Below are 17,137 nucleotides of genomic sequence, written 5' to 3' on the forward strand. Positions count from 1 at the left end.
CGGGCAGTCTATAGCGTCTAAAACGTTTCATCCAGTCGGCCGACCTGGCCGGCGCGCCTCCGTCGCAGCCGCAGAAGGCGTTGCTGCGCCTGCTGATCCCCTCTGCGCGAAACAGCCGAGAAATCGCCGGGAAACTCTTGACGGTCACGAATGCCGGCCCCTACCGTCCATGCACAACCCGTGAAACGATTCAGGAGGGGATCGGATGAGCCCCGGCGCACCGGGCGCGGAGAGCGCTCCGCTGCTGGAACTGGACGGCGTGACGAAGTCCTTCGGGGCCGTCGCCGCGCTGCGGGGAGTGCACCTGGCGCTGCACCCCGGAGAGGCCCACGCCCTGGTCGGAGAGAACGGGGCCGGCAAGTCCACCCTGGTGAAAACCCTCGCCGGGGCCCACGCCCCGGACTCCGGCCGAATGACCCTCGACGGCCGGCCGCTGCAGCTGCGCGGCCCCGCCGACGCCCGCGCCGCCGGCATCGCCGTCATCTACCAGGAGCCGACCCTGTTCCCGGACCTCACGGTCGCGGAGAACATCTTCATGGGCCGGCAACCGCTGCGCGGCCTGCGCCGCATCGACACCCGGGCGATGAACCGCGACGCCGAGCGGCTGTTCGAACGCCTCGGCGTCCGGATCGACCCCGCCCGCCCCGCGCGCGGACTGTCCATCGCCGACCAGCAGCTCGTCGAGATCGCCAAGGCGCTCTCCTTCGACGCCCGCGTGCTGATCATGGACGAGCCCACCGCCGCGCTCTCCGGCGTCGAGGTGGAACGCCTCTTCGCGGTCGCCCGGTCGCTGTGCGAGCGCGGCGCGGCCGTGCTGTTCATCTCGCACCGCTTCGACGAGGTCTTCGACCTGTGCCAGCGGATCACCGTGCTGCGCGACGGCGCCTGGGTCTCCAGCGACCGCACCGCCGACCTCACCGTCGACGAGGTGGTGCGGCGCATGGTCGGCCGTGAGGTGTCCTCGCTCTACCCGAAACAGGACGCACCACTGCGCGACACCCTGCTGGAGGTACGCGGGCTCAGCCGCGCCGGCGTCTTCTCCGACGTGTCCTTCTCCGTCCGAGGTGGCGAGATCGTCGCCCTGGCCGGGCTGGTCGGCGCCGGACGCAGCGAGGTGGCCCGTGCCGTCTTCGGCGTCGACCGCTACGACACCGGCGAGGTCCGCGTCGCCGGCCGCGTCCTCCCACCCGGCAACCCGGGCAAGGCGATCGCCGCCGGCATGGCCCTGGTGCCCGAGGACCGCCGCCAGCAGGGCCTGGTCATGGAGCTGTCGGTGGAGCGCAACGCCACCCTGGCCCGCCGCCGCGCGCTGAGCCGGCTGGGCCTGCTCCTCGGTGGCGCCGAGCGGGCCGAGGCCCGCCGCTGGACCCGCCGGCTGCAGGTCAAGACCGCCCGGCTCGCCGCGCCGGTGGCCACCCTGTCCGGCGGCAACCAGCAGAAGGTCGTGCTCGCCAAGTGGCTCGCCACCGAGCCCCGCATCCTGATCATCGACGAACCCACCCGCGGCATCGACGTCGGCACCAAGGCCGAGGTCCACCGGCTGCTGTCCGAACTGGCCGGCGAGGGGCTGGCCATCCTGATGATCAGCAGCGAGCTGCCCGAAGTGCTCGGCATGGCCGACCGGGTCCTCGTCATGCACGAGGGGCGCGTGGTCCGCGAGCTGCCCCGCGGCGAGGCCGACGAGACCTCCGTGATGTACGCCGCCACCGGCCAAGGAGCGACGGCATGAGCGAGCGTCAGCGAGCGAATCATCAGCACAGTGCCGTGGTGCCTCATGACGGCACGGAGCGAAGCGGAGTGCCGGCATGAGCCTCACCGATACCGGCGCGAGCGTGCAGGCCGCGGACAACCCGCCACCCGGCCCCGGCCGGGCACGGCGCGGCCTCACCGAGCGGCTGCTCGCCGTCCGCGAACTCAGCCTGCTGATCGCCCTCGCCGCGCTGATCCTGGTCACCACGCTGCGCAACGACCGGTTCCTGAGCGGGCAGAGCATCAAGGACCTGCTGCTCGGCTGCGCCATCCTGGTGATCCTCGCGGTCGGCCAGACCCTGGTGATCGTCACCCGCAACGTCGACCTGTCCGTCGGATCGATCCTCGGGCTGGTCGCCTTCGCCACCGGCGAACTCTTCCTCGCCGCACCCGGCACCCCCTGGCCGCTCGCCCTCCTGCTCGGCGTCGCGCTCGGCGCGGTCTGCGGGGTGGTCAACGGCGGCCTGATCGCGGTGGCCAAGGTCCCGGCCCTGGTCATCACCCTCGGCACCCTCTACGCCTTCCGCGGCGTCGACTACTACTGGGCGGCCGGCCGGCAGATCAACGCCGCCGACATGCCCCGGTCGTTCCTGCGCCTGGGCAACCAGACGGTGCTCGGCGTACCCGTGCTCTTCCTGGTCGCGCTCATCGTGGTCGCCGCCGTCGGGTTCTACCTGCGCTCCTACCGCAGCGGCCGGGAGTTGTACGCCATCGGCTCCGAGCCGGCCGCCGCCCGGCTGTCCGGCATTCCGGTCGGCCGGCGGGTCTTCGCGGTCTTCGTCGCCAACGGCGCGCTCGCCGGTCTGGCCGGCGTGCTCTACGCCGCCCGGTTCGGCACCCTCGACGCGGCCGCCGGCACCGGCCTGGAACTGCAGGTCGTCGCCGCCGCGGTGGTCGGCGGGGTGGCCATCTTCGGCGGCAGCGGCAGCGCGTACGGCGCGGCGCTCGGCGCCGTCCTGCTCACCACCATCGGCAGCTCGCTGGCCGTCCTGCGCATCGACCCGTTCTGGCAGCAGGCCGTGGTCGGCGCGCTCATCCTCGCCGCCATCGGCCTGGACCGGCTCCTGGCCCTCCGGATGGCGGCCCGGCTCCGAGGGAGAAGCGCCCATGGCGCATGACAGCCTGTATGCCGCACCGCCGTCCCTCGCGGACACCGAGCCGGAGGCGGGCCGCCTGGCGGGCCTGCGCGGCGCGCTCGGCTCCTGGGACGCGGCGATCGTGGCCGCCCTGGTGGTGGCCGTACTGCTGGCCGGCCTGTCGGTGCCGAACTTCGCCACCGGCCGCAACGCCCAGTTCCTGCTGCTCGACCTGGTGCCGCTGGCCCTGCTGGCGCTGCCCATGACGCTGATCGTCATCACCGGCGAGATCGACCTGTCGGTGGCCAGCATGGTCGGCCTGTGCAGCACCCTGATGGGGCAGCTGTGGTTGTCCAGCGGGCTGTCGCTGGAGCTGATCTGCGTGCTGGTGGTGCTGCTCGGCGCCGCGCTCGGCGCGGTCAACGGCCTGTTCGTCACCGGGTTCGGGCTGCCGTCGCTGGCCGTGACCATCGGCACCCTCGCCCTGTACCGGGGGCTGTCCTTCGTGGTGCTCGGCGACCAGGCGGTGGCCGACTTCCCGGCCAGCTGGACGGCCGCCGCGGTGCAGACCCTCCCGGGCACGTCGATCCCCGCCGCCGTCGTCCCGGTGCTGCTGCTGGCGGTGGTGTTCGGCATCGTGCTGCACGCCACTCCGGTCGGCCGGGCGCTGTACGCGATGGGCAACAACGACGAGGCCGCCACGTTCGCCGGCGTGTCGGTGCCCCGGACCAAGTTCTGGCTGTTCGTGGTCTCCGGGGCGGTGTGCGGCCTGGTCGGCGTCTTCTGGACCCTGCGCTACGCCAGCGCCCGCGGCGACAACGCCACCGGCCTGGAGCTCACCGTGGTGACCGCGGTGCTGCTCGGCGGCGTGTCCATCTTCGGCGGTCGCGGTGGGCTGCTCGGCGTGGTGGCCGGCGTCCTGCTCCTCGGTGTCCTGCGCAACGCCCTGCAGCTCGCCGACGTCGACGCCAACGCGCTGACCATCGTCACCGGGACCCTGCTCATCGTCTCCGTGGTACTGCCCAACGCCGTCGCGGACGTCCGCGCCCGGCTGCACCGCCGACGGCAACGCGCGCGCCTCACCGCGTCGTGACCGTCTCCGCACCCCACCTCCCTGGAAGGATAACGATGTCCACGTACAGACGGCTCCGCGCCGGGGCCACCGCCCTCACCCTCGCCACGCTGCTGCTCGGCTCCGCCGCCTGCGGCGGCACCACGCGGGAGAACTCCGGCACCGACAGCGGTGCCGGCGCGCAGGCCAGCGGCGCCGCCAACCCGGACGCCAAGCTCAAGGAGGGCCTCAAGATCGCCTTCCTGCCCAAGCAGGTGAACAACCCTTACTTCACCACCAGCGACAACGGTGGCAAGGACGCGGTCACCGAGATCAAGGGCGAGTTCAAGGAGGTCGGCCCCTCCGAGGCCAGCGCCTCGTCCCAGGTCAGCTACATCAACACCCTGTCCCAGCAGGGCATGGACGTGATCGTCACCTCGGCCAACGACCCCAACGCCATCTGCGGCGCGCTGAACCAGGCGAAGGCCGCCGGCGCCAAGATCGTGACCTTCGACTCGGACACCAAGCCGGAGTGCCGCCAGATCTTCGTCAACCAGGTGACCGCCGAAGGCATCGCGGAGAGCCAGGTCAAGCTCATCTCCCAGCAGATCGGCGGCGAGGGCGAGATCGCCATCCTGTCCGCCACCGCCAACGCGACCAACCAGAACGCCTGGATCGCGCTGATGAAGGAGGAGCTGAAGAAGCCCGAGTACAGCAAGATCAAGCTGGTCACGGTGGCCTACGGCAACGACGACGACCAGAAGTCCTTCCAGGAGACCCAGGGCCTGCTGCAGTCGTACCCCAACCTGAAGGGCATCATCTCCCCGACCACGGTCGGCGTGGCCGCCGCCGCCCGCTACCTCAGCGGATCGCAGTACAAGGGCAAGGTCAAGCTGACCGGCCTGGGCACCCCCAACCAGATGCGCGAGTACGTCAAGGACGGCACAGTCGACGCGTTCGCCCTCTGGAACCCCGCCGACCTCGGCTACCTCGCCGCGTACGCCGGCGCGGCGCTCGCCTCGGGCCAGATCACCGGCGCCGAGGGCGACAAGTTCACAGCCGGCAAGCTCGGCGAGTTCGCCGTCGGCAAGGACGGGGTCGTCGTCCTCGGCCCGCCCACCGTGTTCGACAAGAACAACATCGACCAGTTCCAGTTCTGACCGCCGCAGGTGGGTGCCGGCGCCGGCCGCGCCGGCATCACCCGAGGGCGCCGACGGGAGGACTGACTAGTAGTCGGTTTCTCGACTACAGCTAGACACAACTGGACAGCGCGAGTAGGTTCTTCGCGGTCGGAAGGTTTCCGGCAACACCAAGAGGTTCTTGGTGACGGCCCGTCAAGGGCCTGGAGTTGACATGTCGAGGCTTCGGCTGAGGCATCACCGAGGATTCGGGCTACTCCAGGAATCGGCGGCGTCGTAGTCATCTCCGCTGGTAGCGGCAGATGACCGTTTGGCTGAGACTGCCCAGCCTGGACTTCAGCCACACCCTCACAAGGTGGTGGCGAAGAGCGAATTGTCCTACTCGTGCTAACTGACCAACAGTGAGCAACGAGAAGGAAGCAGAACCATGCCCCGCATCTGCTTCACCCTGCAGGTCGACCCGGCCCGCCTCGACGAGTACCGCGCCCGGCACGAGCGGGTCTGGCCGGAGGTGCTCGCCGCCCTGGCCGACAGCGGCTGGCGCGACTATTCGCTGTTCCTCCGCGAGGACGGCCTGGTCGTGGGGTTCCTGGTGACCGACGACTTCGCGGCGGCCCAGGCCGCCATGCAGGCCCGCGACGTCAACGCCCGCTGGCAGGCGGAGATGGCGTCCTTCTTCCTCGACCTCGACCAGGGCACGGCCGACCGGTCGATGCGGCCGCTGGTCGAGGTCTTCCACCTCGAGGCGCAGCTCGCCGCCCAGACGGGAGATTCACGATGAGCCAGTCCGACGCGCAGACCCGCGACCGGGTCAAGCAGGCCCTGCGCACCCAGCGCATCGAAACCCCGTCCTGGGCGTACGCGAACTCCGGCACCCGGTTCAAGGTCTTCGCGCAGGAGGGTGTGCCGCGCAACCCGTACGAGAAGATCGCCGACGCGGCGGTGGTGCACCGGCTCACCGGGGTGGCGCCGACGGTGGCCCTGCACATCCCGTGGGACCGGGTCGACGACTACGCCGACCTGGCGAAGTACGCCGCGGACCAGGGCGTCGCCCTCGGCGCGATCAACGCCAACGTGTTCCAGGACAACGACTACAAGCTCGGCAGCGTCACCAACCCGGATCCGGGGGTGCGCCGAAAGGCGATCGACCACCTGCTCGAGTGCGTGGACATCATGGACCGCACCGGCTCCCGCGACCTCAAGCTCTGGTTCTCCGACGGCACCAACTATCCCGGCCAGGACGACATCCGCGCCCGGCAGGACCGGCTCGCCGCCGCGCTGCGCGAGACGTACGACCGGCTCGGCGACCACCAGCGGCTGCGGCTGGAGTACAAGCTGTTCGAGCCGGCCTTCTACACCACCGACGTGCCGGACTGGGGCACCGCGTACGCGCACTGCCTGGAACTCGGGGAGAAGGCGCAGGTCGTCATCGACACCGGGCACCACGCGCCCAGCACGAACATCGAGTTCATCGTGGCGTTCCTGCTGCGGGCCGGAAAGCTCGGGGCGTTCGACTTCAACTCCCGCTTCTACGCCGACGACGACCTGATGGTCGGCGCCGCGGACCCGTTCCAGCTGTTCCGCATCATGTACGAGATCGTCCGCGGCGACGCGCTGCGCCCGGAGGCCGGGATCGCGTTCATGCTCGACCAGTGCCACAACATCGAGCCGAAGATCCCCGCGATCATCCGCTCGGTGCTGAACGTGCAGGAGGCGACCGCCAAGGCACTGCTCGTCGACGCCGACGCGCTCGCCGCCGCCCAGCAGGCCGGCGACGTGCTCGGCGCCAACGCGGTGCTGATGGACGCCTACCACACCGACGTGCGGCCGCTGCTCGCCGAGCTGCGCACCGAGCTGGGCCTGGACCCGGATCCGATGGGCGCGTACGCCCGCTCCGGCTACTTCGACAAGATCCGCGCCGAACGTGTCGGCGGCCAGCAGGCCGGCTGGGGCGCCTGACCACCACCGAGAACGCACACAGGAGACGTGACGACGATGCATTCCGAGGTTCAGGCGCTGATCGCCCGCAGCAACCGGCTCGGCGCCGACCCGAGCACCACCAACTACGCCGGCGGCAACACCTCGTCCAAGGGCGAGACCACCGACCCGGTGACCGGCGGCCCGGCCGAGCTGCTCTGGGTCAAGGGCTCCGGCGGCGATCTCGGCACCCTCACCGAGGCCGGCCTGGCCGTGCTCCGGCTCGACCGGCTGCGCGCCCTCGTCGACGTCTACCCCGGCGTCGAGCGGGAGGACGAGATGGTGGCCGCGTTCGACTACTGTCTGCACGGCCGCGGCGGCGCCGCCCCGTCGATCGACACCGCCATGCACGGCCTGGTCGACGCCGCCCACGTCGACCACCTGCACCCCGACGCCGGCATCGCGATCGCCACCGCCGCCGACGGCCCCGAGCTGGCCAAGGAGATCTTCGGCGACCGGGTGCTGTGGATCCCGTGGCGGCGACCCGGCTTCCAGCTCGGCCTCGACATCGCCGCCGTCGCGAAGGCGAACCCGCAGGCGATCGGCGTCATCCTCGGCGGGCACGGCATCACCGCCTGGGGCGCGACCAGCGAGGAGTGCGAACGCCACTCGCGGGAGATCATCCGCACCGCCCAGGCGTACCTGGACGAGCACGGCCGGGCCGAGCCGTTCGGCCCGCTGATCCCCGGGTACGAGCCGCTGCCGACCGAGGAGCGGCGGGCCCGCGCGGCGGCGCTCGCGCCGGTCCTGCGGGGCCTGGCGTCGACCGACCGCCCTCAGGTGGGCCACTTCACCGACAGTGACGTGGTGCTCGACTTCGTCGCCCGCGAGCGGCATCCCGCCCTCGCGGCGCTCGGCACCTCCTGCCCGGACCACTTCCTGCGCACCAAGGTCCGCCCGCTGGTGCTCGACCTGCCACCGGCCGCCCCGCTGGCCGACGCGGTCGCCCGGCTGAAGGAGCTGCACGCCGCCTACCGGGACGACTACCGCGCCTACTACGAGCGGCACGCCACCGGCGACAGCCCGCCGATGCGCGGCGCCGACCCGGCGATCGTCCTCGTGCCGGGCGTGGGCATGTTCAGCTTCGGCGCCAACAAGCAGACCGCCCGCGTCGCCGGGGAGTTCTACGTCAACGCCATCAACGTCATGCGCGGCGCGGAGGCCGTGTCCCGGTACGCCCCGATCGACGAGGCCGAGAAGTTCCGCATCGAGTACTGGGCCCTCGAAGAGGCCAAGCTGGCCCGGATGCCCAAGCCGAAGCCGCTCGCCACCCGGATCGCCCTGGTCACCGGCGCCGGCTCCGGCATCGGCCGGGCCATCGCGCACCGCCTCGCCGGCGAGGGCGCCTGCGTGGTCGTCACCGACCGGGACACCGCCGCCGCCGAGACGGTCGCCGCCGAGCTGGGCGGCCCGGACGTCGCGGTGGCCGTACCGCTGGACGTCACCGACGCCGGCGCGGTGGCCGCCGCGGTCCGCGCGGCGGTCCTCGCCTTCGGCGGCCTGGATCTGGTGGTCAACAACGCCGGACTGTCGCTGTCCAAGTCGCTGCTGGAGACCACCGAGGCGGATTGGGACGTGCAGCACGACGTCATGGCCAAGGGCTCCTTCCTGGTCTCCCGGGAGGCCGCCCGGGTCCTCATCGACCAGCAGATGGGCGGCGACATCGTCTACATCGCCAGCAAGAACTCCCTGTTCGCCGGCCCGAACAACGTCGCCTACGGCGCTGCCAAGGCAGACCAGGCGCACCAGGTGCGGCTGCTCGCCGCCGAACTCGGCGGCCACGGCATCCGGGTCAACGGCGTCAACCCGGACGGGGTGGTGCGCGGCTCCGGCATCTTCGCCGCCGGTTGGGGCGCCCAGCGCGCCGCCGTCTACGGCGTGCCGGAGGAGAAGCTGGGCGAGTTCTACGCCCAGCGCACCCTGCTCAAGCGGGAGGTGCTGCCCGAGCACGTGGCCAACGCCGTCTTCGTGCTCACCGGCGGCGACCTGTCGCACACGACGGGTCTGCACGTTCCCGTGGACGCCGGCGTCGCCGCGGCCTTCCTCCGCTGAGTCGGCCCGGTGCGGGGATGAGGACCAAGATGCTCGCGGAGAATCCGGTGTTGGACGAGGCGGACCTGAGGCTGCTGCGGTTGCTGGCGACGGGTGTGCCGCTGGAGACGGTGGCGCGGCGGTCGGGGCTGTCCGAACGGACCGTGCGCCGCCGGATCCGGGCCATCTGCGACCGGCTCGGCGTCACCGCCCCGATCCAGGCGGTGGTGTGGGCGGCCCGGCGGGGGCTGCTGTGAGCGAGCGGAGCGAGCGAACCATCAGGCTCAGCAGCGGGGCGCCTCGCGCCGCCGCGGAGCGAAGCGGAGCGGCGGCGTGAGCAGCGTCCAGCTCGCCGCCGTCGATCTCGGCGCGTCCAGCGGCCGGGTCATGCTGGGCCACGTCGGGCCGGGTCGACTGGACCTCACCGAGGTGCACCGGTTCCCCAACGAACCCGTGCGCCTCGGCGACACCCTGCACTGGGACGTCCTCGCGCTCTACCGGGGCGTCCTCGACGGCCTGCGGGCGGCGGGCCCGGTGACCAGCCTCGGCGTCGACTCCTGGGCCGTCGACTACGGGCTGCTCGACGCCTCCGGGGCGTTGCTCGGCAACCCGGTGCACTACCGGGACGCCCGCACCGACGGGGTCGCCGAGCGGGTGACCAAGCAGCTCGGCGCCGAGCGGCTCTACCGCACCACCGGGCTGCAGCAGCTGCCCTTCAACACCCTCTACCAGCTCGTCGCGGCGGCCGGCAGCCCGCAGCTGGCCGCCGCGCGGCGGCTGCTGCTGATCCCCGATCTCATCGCGTACTGGCTCACCGGTGAGGTCACCGCCGAGATCACCAACGCCTCCACCACCCAGCTGTACGACCTGCGTCGCCGGGCCTGGGCCACCGACCTGATGGCCGACGCGGGCATCCCCGCCTATCTGTTCCCGCCGCTGCGGGAGCCGGGCACCCGGATCGGCCCGGTCCGGCCCGGCCTGGGCCTGCCCGGCACCCCCGACGTGGTCGCGGTCGGCTCCCACGACACCGCCTCCGCCGTGGTGGGCGTGCCGGCGACGGGGACGTCCTTCGCCTACATCTCCTGCGGCACCTGGTCGCTGGTCGGCGTCGAACTCGACGCCCCGGTGCTCAGCGAGGCGAGCCGGCAGGCCAACTTCACCAACGAGTCCGGCCTCGACGGGACGATCCGCTACCTGCGCAACGTGATGGGCCTGTGGCTGCTGCAGGAATCGGTGCGTACCTGGGGCGGCATCGACCTGCCCGACCTGCTGCGCCGGGCGGCCCGGGAACCGGCCTTCCGCTCGGTCGTCGACCCCGACGACCCGAGGTTCCTGCCGCCCGGTGACATGCCCGCGCGCATCGCCGAGGCCTGCCGGCGGGCCGGCGAGCCGGTCCCCACCAGCCCGGCCGCGACCGTCCGCTGCATCGTCGACAGCCTGGCCCTGGCCCACCGGCGGGCGGTACGCCAGGCGCAGCAGCTGTCCGGCCGGCACGTCGACGCCGTGCACGTGGTCGGCGGCGGCGCCCGCAACGACCTGCTGTGCCAGTTGACCGCCGACGCCTGCGGCCTGCCGGTGTTCGCCGGGCCGGTCGAGGCCGCCGCGCTCGGTAACATCCTGGTGCAGGCCCGTGCCGCCGGTGTGCTCGCCGGCGACCTGGCGGCGCTGCGGGCCGTCCTGCGCGACACTCAGCACATCGTGCGGTACGAGCCGCGCGGCGACGAGGCGGCGTGGCGGGCCGCCGAGGACCGGATGGGCGGTTGAGGATGCGGATCGCGCTGTTCGTCACCTGCCTCGCCGACACGCTCTTCCCCGAGGCGGCGAAGGCGACGGTGCGGTTGTTGGAGCGCCTCGGCCACGAGGTGGTCTTCCCGGCGGACCAGACCTGTTGCGGGCAGATGCACGTCAACACCGGTTATCCGGATGACGCGCTGCGGCTGGTCCGCCGGCACGTCCGCGTCTTCGCCCCGTACGACGTGGTGGTCGCCCCCTCCGGTTCGTGCGTCGGTTCGGTCCGGCACCAGCACGCCATGGTGGCCCGCCGGGCGGGGGACGAGCGGCTGGCCAGCCGGGCCGAGGAGGTCGCGTCGCGCACGTGCGAGCTGTCGGAGCTGCTGGTGGACGTGCTGGGGGTGACCGACGTGGGGGCATACTTCCCGCACCGGGTGACGTACCACCCGACGTGCCACTCGCTGCGGATGATCCGGGTGGGCGACAAGCCGCTGCGCCTGCTGCGGGAGGTCCGCGGGCTGGAGTTGGTGGAGCTGCCGCAGGCGGAGCAGTGCTGCGGGTTCGGGGGCACCTTCGCGGTGAAGAACGCCGACACCTCCACGGCGATGCTGGCGGACAAGATGCGCAACGTCCTCGCCACCCGCGCGGAGGTGTGCACGGCGGGGGACTCCTCGTGTCTGATGCACATCGGCGGCGGGCTGTCCCGGCTCAGAGCCGGCGTGCGCACCGTGCACCTGGCGGAGATCCTGGCCAGCACGGAGGGCGCCGAGACGGCGGGGGAGCGGGACCGGTTGGAGGTGGGGTCGTGACGCGCACGTTCCTGGGCATGCCGGCCACCGCGCCGCGCGGGGTGGGCAATCTGCGCGGGGAGGAGTCCTTCCCGGCGGCGGCCCGCCGGGCGCTGGGGGACGCGCAGCTGCGCCGTAACCTGCGGCACGCCACCACCACGATCCGCGCCAAGTCGGGTGCCGTGATCGGCGAGCTGCCCGACTGGGAGCAGCTGCGCGCCGCCGGCTCCGCGATCAAGGCCGACGTCATGGCCCGCCTGCCGGAACTGCTGGAGCAGCTCGAATCCGCGGTCATCGCGGCCGGCGGCACCGTGCACTGGGCGGCCGACGCGGTCGAGGCGAACCGGATCGTCACCGACCTGGTCCGGGCCGCCGGCGCCGAGCGGGTGATGAAGGTCAAGTCGATGGCCACCCAGGAGATCGGCCTGAACGAGGCCCTCGAAGCAGCGGGGATCGAACCGGTGGAGACCGACCTGGCGGAGCTGATCGTGCAGCTCGGCCGGGACCGGCCCAGCCACATCCTGGTGCCGGCGATCCACCGCAACCGGGCGGAGATCCGGGAGATCTTCCTGCGCGAGATGCCGGGCGTCGACCCCGCGCTCACCGACGAGCCGGCGGCCCTCGCGGCCGCGGCCCGCCGGCACCTGCGCGAGACGTTCCTCAGCACCCGGGTGGCCGTCTCCGGGGCGAACTTCGCCGTCGCGGAGACCGGCACCCTGGCGGTGGTCGAGTCCGAGGGTAACGGCCGGATGTGCCTCACCCTGCCGGAGACCCTGATCACCGTGATGGGCGTCGAGAAGATCATCCCCAGCTGGGCGGACCTCGAGGTGTTCCTGCAACTGCTGCCCCGGGCGTCGACCGGGGAGCGGATGAACCCCTACACGTCGATGTGGACCGGCGTCACCCCAGGCGACGGGCCGCAGCAGGTGCACCTGGTGCTGCTGGACAACGGCCGCAGCGCGGTGCTCGCCGACGCCGTCGGCCGGCAGGCGCTGCACTGCATCCGCTGCTCCGCCTGCCTCAACGTGTGCCCCGTGTACGAGCGCACCGGCGGCCACGCGTACGGGTCGGTCTATCCGGGGCCGATCGGGGCGGTGCTGTCCCCGCAGCTGACCGGGGTGCCGGACAACGCCTCCCTGCCGTACGCGTCGTCGCTCTGCGGGGCCTGCTACGACGCCTGCCCCGTGAAGATCAACATTCCGGAGCTGCTGGTGCACCTGCGCGGCCAGGCCCCCCACCCGGCCACCGAGGCGGCCGCGATGGGCGCCGCCGCGTACACCATGGACCATCCCCGGCTGTACGCGGCCGCGCAGCGCGCCGCGGGCCTGGCGCGGCTGGCTGGCCGCGCGCTGCTACCTCCGCTGAACGGCTGGACCGCCAGCCGTGACCTGCCGGCCGCGCCACCGCAGACCTTCCGGCAGTGGTGGGCCGAGCGATGAACTCACGCGAGATCGTCCTCGGCCGGCTGCGGGCCGCCCTCGGTGACCGGCCGGCGCCGCCGGCCGCGGTGCCCCGCGACTACCGGCCGGCCGGCGCTCTCGGCGTCGACCTCGACCTGCTGGTGCACCGGCTCACCGACTACCGGGCCACCGTGCACCGGTGCCCGGAGGCCGACGTCGCGCAGGTCGTCGACGAGGTCCTCGGCGGCCGGCGCGTCGTGGTCCCGCCCGGGCTGCCCCGGCACTGGCTGCCCGCCACGGTCGCCGCGGTGACCGACCAGAACCTCACCGCGGAGCAGATCGCCGCCGTGGACGGGGTGGTCACCGCGGCGGCCGTGGCCGTCGCCGAGACCGGCACCATCGTGCTCGACGCCGCGCCGGACCAGGGGCGGCGGGTCATCAGCCTCCTGCCCGACGTGCACGTCTGCGTGCTGCGCGCCGACCAGGTGGTCGCCACCGTGCCGGACGCCGTGGCCCGGGTCGCTCCGGGTCGCCCGCTGACCTGGATCAGCGGGCCCTCCGCCACCAGCGACATCGAACTCAACCGGGTCGAGGGCGTCCACGGCCCCCGGCAACTCCACGTGGTCCTCGTCCCGGATGGGCAGGCCGGTCACGGCTGACGAGCCGCCATCACCGGTCCCGGGCACCCGCCTTCGGCTGTCCGTCGTCGCGGTCGATCCGTAGCTCGCGTTCCAGTTCGGCGACCAGCGTCCGCAGGTCGTCGAGCCGCTGGCTGATCATGATCCGGTCGATCTCGTCCGGTACGCCGTCGCGGTCCTCGTCCACCGCTATCCGCGCGGTCATCTCCAGCCGGCGGGCCTCCTCCATCGAGTTGACGATCACCGCGATCAGGATGTTCACCAGCAGGTTGGCGGTGATGAGCACGAAGCTGACGTAGTAGACCAGGGTCCACGGCGACACCGCCATGCCCTGCTCGATCAGGTCGGGCAGCGTCTCCAGGGACAGCAGCACGAACAGGGTCAGCGCGGCCCGGCCGATCGTGCCGTAGTCCTCGGGATACGCCTCCTTGAAGATGAGCCAGCCGGCCATCCCGTACACGTACAGCGTCACCAGGGCGAGGGCGAGGAATCCACCGACGCCGGGAAGGCTGCGCAGCAGGGCCGTCACGATGGTGCGCAGCCCGGGCGAGAAGCGCACCAGGCGCACCACCCGGGCGATGCGGATCACCCGCAGCCCCGCCGACTCGCCATGCAGGCCGGGGATGAACGCCGCGGCGGTGACGGCGAAGTCGAAGATGTTCCACCCGCGCCGGAAGAAGTCCTGCGGGCGGCGGCCGTGGGCCAGCACCCGGATGGCGATCTCGACGATGAACACCGTGCGGAAGCACCATTCCAACGCCCGGAGCAGCGTCCCGAGCGACCCCGGGTGCGGGTAGGTCTCGACGCCGAGCACCACCGCGTTCGCGCCGATGACGACGACGATCGCCACCTCGAACCAGCGGGACTCCTCCACGCCGGCGCACCAGCGGGCCAGTCGCGACAGTCGCGACGCGGACGCGGGCGGGACCGGCCCCTGCCGGGGTAGGCGTCGTCTGCTCACCACATCACCTTCGCCGCGCGCGCTGCGGCCGCTGCCGCGGCTGACGGTCCTCCGGCCTCCCGGTTGTCCCTTTCGGACGGCACGCCACCCTGCCACCGGTGACGTGCCGCGGCGTCCACGAGGCGCGGCGGAGAGATCATCGGCACAGCGTACGAGCGCCCACGCTCCTCGATGTACCTGCCTGCGGCGCATCGGTAAGGGCTTTCACCACCGCCACTGGATATGCGAATTCTCATCGGGTCCACGGCACTTCCTGCGGTTGCACGCCGGACCGTTCGAGGTCGTGCAGGGCACCACCCTGGCGCCCGGCACCTCCGGCACGGTCACCGTCCGCTTCCCCCGCGACCTGCCGAACGGCCCATGGCAGGCGGAGGTACGCCTGCAGAGCGGCCTGGTGAAGAAGACCGCGACCAGCCGGGTGACCTTCCCCGAGCCGGGGCAGGTCGGCACCGCCCGCCCCACCGACACCGGCCCGGACAGCCCCTGGCTGCTCGGTGGGATGTCACTGGCGGCCGGCCTGGTCATCCTCGTCGGACTGGCCATCGTCGCCCGGCCGGACCGGAGGAGGGCGCTCGGTCGTGCGCTCACGGCACTGCGCCCGGCCGCGTCGTCGCGGCGCACCGGAAGCCCCACGTCGTAACCGGCCCCGCTGGTCGAGCCGCCGATCAAGGGCGGCGGCTCGACCGACGTGATGGACGCCAGCCCGCCCCGAATGTCCGGCCGGCCCGCACGCTTCTGGGTCAGCGGTGACCCCGTCGCTGGCCGTACAGCTGCAACGCGTTGCAGACGTCGACGACGCCGGGGACCTCCCACGCCAGTTCGCCCGCCGCCCGGCGGGTCTCCACGTTCGCCACCATCCCGGCGAGAATCACCACCCGGTTCTGCACGGTGATGGTGATCTGCTGGCGCCGGGTGATCCACTCGATGCTCAGCCGTTGCGCCACCAGCGCGGCGAGGCGAAGGTCCTCGCTCTCCTGCTCCGATTCCTCGTTCGTCGACCGGAACGAGTTGTCGTCGGGGAACGGCGGAAATGGCCAGGGCATCACCACGGCGGCTCCTTGACTGTCGATGGGGTAACGGGCTCGGGGCCCACCGACGCGGCGGTCGCCGACGCGGGGTGGCCCAGTTCGTGCAGGGCGGCCGCCCGGCTCTCGTAGACCGGGAAGACGTCGTCCAGCCGCATCGTGTGCAGCACGGTGAGGACGAACCGGGTGGGCGCCACCAGACAGAGCGCGGCGGAGCGGTGCCTGGCCTCCTGGTGGGCCCGGACCAGCAGGCCGAGCCCCGCCGGGTCGACAAGCTCCACCTCGCTGAGATCAACGAGGACGCGGTCACCGAGGTCGATCGCCTCCGCCAGTGCCCGTCGCACCGCCTCCGCCGGATCGGCGTCCCGCGGGGCCGGTTCGGCAGCGACCTCGTCGAGGTAGTCGATGCCCAGGCCGGTGGTCGACCTGCCGCTGCCCGTCTCGGCAGCGATGCTGCACCGGGGGCAGTGGTGCGGGCCGGAGGCGAAGGGTGAACCGACCCAACCGTTGTCGAACACCAGCGTCCAGACGACCTCTGCATCGGGCAGGACGTTGGCCGCCGCGGTGACCGTGTCACCGCAGTCGTCACAGATCAGAGTCATCAGGTGATCGGCCGGTACGACCGTCATGGCCTATCCTCTCGTTCTCTCCGCTCACAGGCGGCGTCACGGGGCGCCGGCGCCGCGGTGGCAGCGCGGATCACCGGTTCGTACCCGTCTCGCGGGGATTGCCGTTCGGCGGTGACCACGGCGAGGAACACCGCGACACCGGCGAAGCCCGACTGCGCGACCAGCCGCAGGACCGTGAGCTCGGCCAGATCGGCGCCGAGGAGGCGGATGACGACCGAGCCGAGCAGCGCGGCGGCCACGCCGAGCGCGACCGTCAGCCAGACCGGAGCCGCTCTGCGCCCCGGCACGAGGAGCCGACCGGCCAGGCCGACAGCAAGCCCGATCGCGAGTCCGCTGATGAGCGCACTGCCACTCACGGTTGCCTCCTCGCCGGCCTCAGGAACGCACGGCGACCTTCGCCCGTCCTTGCGCGACCGGAACCCCCGCCGGGCGCTGCCCGGTCGGGTTCTGGTCGACCACCTCCGGGCGGGCCCGCCCGGAGGTGTCGAGGATCGGCAGGACCTGGTCCAGCCGGGCCATTTCCAGAATTCGACGGATGCGCGGGTTCGGGTCGCGGAGCTTGAGCGTGCCCTGCCGGCGGGTCATCCGCCGGTGCAGGTCGAGCAGCAGCCCGATGCCCGCCGCGTCGACGTGCCGGCATCCGGACAGGTCGATCACCACCGCGCCAGGTCGCAGGGACAGGATTCGGTCGAGGACGTGACTGACCTCGGACAGGCGCGCCCGGTCCAGTTCCTCGGTGATCTCCACCTCCACCAGCGGCACGGTGCAGTCCGGCGGAGGTGGTTGGGGCCCGGTCATGTCTCCTGCTCCCGTGCGCGTCGTCCGGTTCGTTCACCAGGCTGGGCGGCGACCGTGGCGGTGAGTCCGCGTTTTCATGACAGTTGTGTGACAAAACCCGGGAACGGCTGACACGGTTGGGCCCCGGCCACCCGCCCGGGGATG

At 72.2% G+C, this 17,137-nt stretch carries 18 protein-coding genes; 13 read left to right on the plus strand and 5 right to left on the minus strand.

Annotated features, from left to right (window positions below):
- Positions 1 to 205 precede the first annotated feature (205 nt).
- The 12 genes from FXF52_RS26280 to FXF52_RS26335 all read left to right on the plus strand — a co-directional run bounded on the left by FXF52_RS26280 (position 206) and on the right by FXF52_RS26335 (position 13,601).
- Positions 206 to 1,729, plus strand: a complete 1,524-nt coding sequence (locus FXF52_RS26280) for a sugar ABC transporter ATP-binding protein (protein WP_148801007.1) — start codon at positions 206 to 208, stop codon at positions 1,727 to 1,729.
- A 76-nt stretch (positions 1,730 to 1,805) separates the two neighbouring features.
- Positions 1,806 to 2,867 (plus strand): ABC transporter permease, encoded by a 1,062-nt coding sequence (locus tag FXF52_RS26285; protein ID WP_148801008.1) that lies wholly within the window; start codon positions 1,806 to 1,808, stop codon positions 2,865 to 2,867.
- Positions 2,857 to 3,918: an ABC transporter permease gene (locus tag FXF52_RS26290; protein ID WP_148801009.1), complete on the plus strand. Its 1,062-nt coding sequence runs from the start codon at positions 2,857 to 2,859 to the stop codon at positions 3,916 to 3,918. The genes FXF52_RS26285 and FXF52_RS26290 overlap by 11 nt, the downstream gene beginning before the upstream one ends.
- 35 nt (positions 3,919 to 3,953) lie before the next feature.
- Positions 3,954 to 5,036 (plus strand): rhamnose ABC transporter substrate-binding protein, encoded by a 1,083-nt coding sequence (gene rhaS, locus FXF52_RS26295; protein ID WP_148801010.1) that lies wholly within the window; start codon positions 3,954 to 3,956, stop codon positions 5,034 to 5,036.
- A 406-nt stretch (positions 5,037 to 5,442) separates the two neighbouring features.
- Positions 5,443 to 5,796 (plus strand): L-rhamnose mutarotase, encoded by a 354-nt coding sequence (locus FXF52_RS26300; protein WP_148801011.1) that lies wholly within the window; start codon positions 5,443 to 5,445, stop codon positions 5,794 to 5,796.
- Positions 5,793 to 6,974 carry an L-rhamnose isomerase gene (gene rhaI, locus FXF52_RS26305; RefSeq protein ID WP_148801012.1) on the plus strand — a complete coding sequence of 394 codons (1,182 nt, stop codon included), beginning with the start codon at positions 5,793 to 5,795 and terminating at the stop codon, positions 6,972 to 6,974. Before FXF52_RS26300 ends, rhaI begins: the two co-directional genes overlap by 4 nt.
- A 36-nt stretch (positions 6,975 to 7,010) precedes the next feature.
- Entirely contained in the window at positions 7,011 to 9,044 is a 2,034-nt protein-coding gene (locus tag FXF52_RS26310) for a bifunctional aldolase/short-chain dehydrogenase (RefSeq protein WP_148801013.1), read from the plus strand.
- 17 nt (positions 9,045 to 9,061) lie between these two features.
- A complete protein-coding gene (locus FXF52_RS26315; RefSeq protein ID WP_148801014.1) occupies positions 9,062 to 9,280 on the plus strand; it encodes a LuxR C-terminal-related transcriptional regulator in 219 nt (72 codons plus the stop codon).
- A gap of 76 nt (positions 9,281 to 9,356) precedes the next feature.
- Positions 9,357 to 10,787, plus strand: coding sequence for a rhamnulokinase family protein (locus tag FXF52_RS26320; RefSeq protein WP_255472362.1), 1,431 nt, complete (start codon positions 9,357 to 9,359; stop codon positions 10,785 to 10,787).
- Positions 10,788 to 10,789: 2 nt separating this feature from the next.
- Positions 10,790 to 11,563 carry a (Fe-S)-binding protein gene (locus FXF52_RS26325; RefSeq protein ID WP_148801015.1) on the plus strand — a complete coding sequence of 258 codons (774 nt, stop codon included), beginning with the start codon at positions 10,790 to 10,792 and terminating at the stop codon, positions 11,561 to 11,563.
- 17 nt (positions 11,564 to 11,580) lie between these two features.
- On the plus strand, positions 11,581 to 12,981 hold the full coding sequence (locus FXF52_RS26330) for a lactate utilization protein B (RefSeq protein WP_148801043.1): 1,401 nt from the start codon (positions 11,581 to 11,583) through the stop codon (positions 12,979 to 12,981).
- Positions 12,978 to 13,601, plus strand: coding sequence for an LUD domain-containing protein (locus tag FXF52_RS26335; protein ID WP_148801016.1), 624 nt, complete (start codon positions 12,978 to 12,980; stop codon positions 13,599 to 13,601). The genes FXF52_RS26330 and FXF52_RS26335 overlap by 4 nt, the downstream gene beginning before the upstream one ends.
- A gap of 10 nt (positions 13,602 to 13,611) precedes the next feature.
- Here the strand turns inward: FXF52_RS26335 and FXF52_RS26340 are convergent, their stop codons facing one another.
- Positions 13,612 to 14,541: an ion transporter gene (locus tag FXF52_RS26340; RefSeq protein WP_255472364.1), complete on the minus strand. Its 930-nt coding sequence runs from the start codon at positions 14,539 to 14,541 to the stop codon at positions 13,612 to 13,614.
- A 283-nt stretch (positions 14,542 to 14,824) separates the two neighbouring features.
- Between FXF52_RS26340 and FXF52_RS26345 the strand changes: the two genes are divergently transcribed.
- Positions 14,825 to 15,181 carry a hypothetical protein gene (locus FXF52_RS26345; protein ID WP_148801018.1) on the plus strand — a complete coding sequence of 119 codons (357 nt, stop codon included), beginning with the start codon at positions 14,825 to 14,827 and terminating at the stop codon, positions 15,179 to 15,181.
- A 100-nt stretch (positions 15,182 to 15,281) separates the two neighbouring features.
- Here FXF52_RS26345 and FXF52_RS26350 read toward each other — a convergent pair whose 3' ends face one another.
- From FXF52_RS26350 to FXF52_RS26365, 4 genes are read right to left on the minus strand one after another with little or no spacing between them, the layout of a single operon-like run.
- Positions 15,282 to 15,590: a BON domain-containing protein gene (locus FXF52_RS26350; RefSeq protein WP_187413704.1), complete on the minus strand. Its 309-nt coding sequence runs from the start codon at positions 15,588 to 15,590 to the stop codon at positions 15,282 to 15,284.
- Positions 15,584 to 16,195 (minus strand): STAS domain-containing protein, encoded by a 612-nt coding sequence (locus tag FXF52_RS26355; RefSeq protein WP_148801019.1) that lies wholly within the window; start codon positions 16,193 to 16,195, stop codon positions 15,584 to 15,586. The genes FXF52_RS26350 and FXF52_RS26355 overlap by 7 nt, the downstream gene beginning before the upstream one ends.
- The gene (locus FXF52_RS26360) at positions 16,192 to 16,551 is read right to left on the minus strand and encodes a GlsB/YeaQ/YmgE family stress response membrane protein (RefSeq protein ID WP_187413705.1); all 360 of its coding nucleotides are present in this window, start codon (positions 16,549 to 16,551) and stop codon (positions 16,192 to 16,194) included. The genes FXF52_RS26355 and FXF52_RS26360 overlap by 4 nt, the downstream gene beginning before the upstream one ends.
- A 19-nt stretch (positions 16,552 to 16,570) precedes the next feature.
- Positions 16,571 to 16,993, minus strand: a complete 423-nt coding sequence (locus tag FXF52_RS26365; protein WP_148801020.1) for an STAS domain-containing protein — start codon at positions 16,991 to 16,993, stop codon at positions 16,571 to 16,573.
- Positions 16,994 to 17,137: the final 144 nt, after the last annotated feature.

The organism is Micromonospora sp. MP36 (genome assembly GCF_008119785.1).
GTDB lineage: Bacteria > Actinomycetota > Actinomycetes > Mycobacteriales > Micromonosporaceae > Micromonospora.

What these genes read in the sequence shown, in the direction of transcription:
- FXF52_RS26280 (WP_148801007.1), top strand. Translation starts at nt 206, where the DNA reads ATGAGCCCCGGCGCACCGGGCGCGGAGAGCGCTCCGCTGCTGGAACTG.
- FXF52_RS26285 (WP_148801008.1), top strand. Translation starts at nt 1,806, where the DNA reads ATGAGCCTCACCGATACCGGCGCGAGCGTGCAGGCCGCGGACAACCCG.
- FXF52_RS26290 (WP_148801009.1), top strand. Translation starts at nt 2,857, where the DNA reads ATGGCGCATGACAGCCTGTATGCCGCACCGCCGTCCCTCGCGGACACC.
- rhaS (WP_148801010.1), top strand. Translation starts at nt 3,954, where the DNA reads ATGTCCACGTACAGACGGCTCCGCGCCGGGGCCACCGCCCTCACCCTC.
- FXF52_RS26300 (WP_148801011.1), top strand. Translation starts at nt 5,443, where the DNA reads ATGCCCCGCATCTGCTTCACCCTGCAGGTCGACCCGGCCCGCCTCGAC.
- rhaI (WP_148801012.1), top strand. Translation starts at nt 5,793, where the DNA reads ATGAGCCAGTCCGACGCGCAGACCCGCGACCGGGTCAAGCAGGCCCTG.
- FXF52_RS26310 (WP_148801013.1), top strand. Translation starts at nt 7,011, where the DNA reads ATGCATTCCGAGGTTCAGGCGCTGATCGCCCGCAGCAACCGGCTCGGC.
- FXF52_RS26315 (WP_148801014.1), top strand. Translation starts at nt 9,062, where the DNA reads ATGAGGACCAAGATGCTCGCGGAGAATCCGGTGTTGGACGAGGCGGAC.
- FXF52_RS26325 (WP_148801015.1), top strand. Translation starts at nt 10,790, where the DNA reads ATGCGGATCGCGCTGTTCGTCACCTGCCTCGCCGACACGCTCTTCCCC.
- FXF52_RS26330 (WP_148801043.1), top strand. Translation starts at nt 11,581, where the DNA reads ATGCCGGCCACCGCGCCGCGCGGGGTGGGCAATCTGCGCGGGGAGGAG.
- FXF52_RS26335 (WP_148801016.1), top strand. Translation starts at nt 12,978, where the DNA reads ATGAACTCACGCGAGATCGTCCTCGGCCGGCTGCGGGCCGCCCTCGGT.
- FXF52_RS26355 (WP_148801019.1), bottom strand. Translation starts at nt 16,195, where the DNA reads ATGACGGTCGTACCGGCCGATCACCTGATGACTCTGATCTGTGACGAC.
- FXF52_RS26365 (WP_148801020.1), bottom strand. Translation starts at nt 16,993, where the DNA reads ATGACCGGGCCCCAACCACCTCCGCCGGACTGCACCGTGCCGCTGGTG.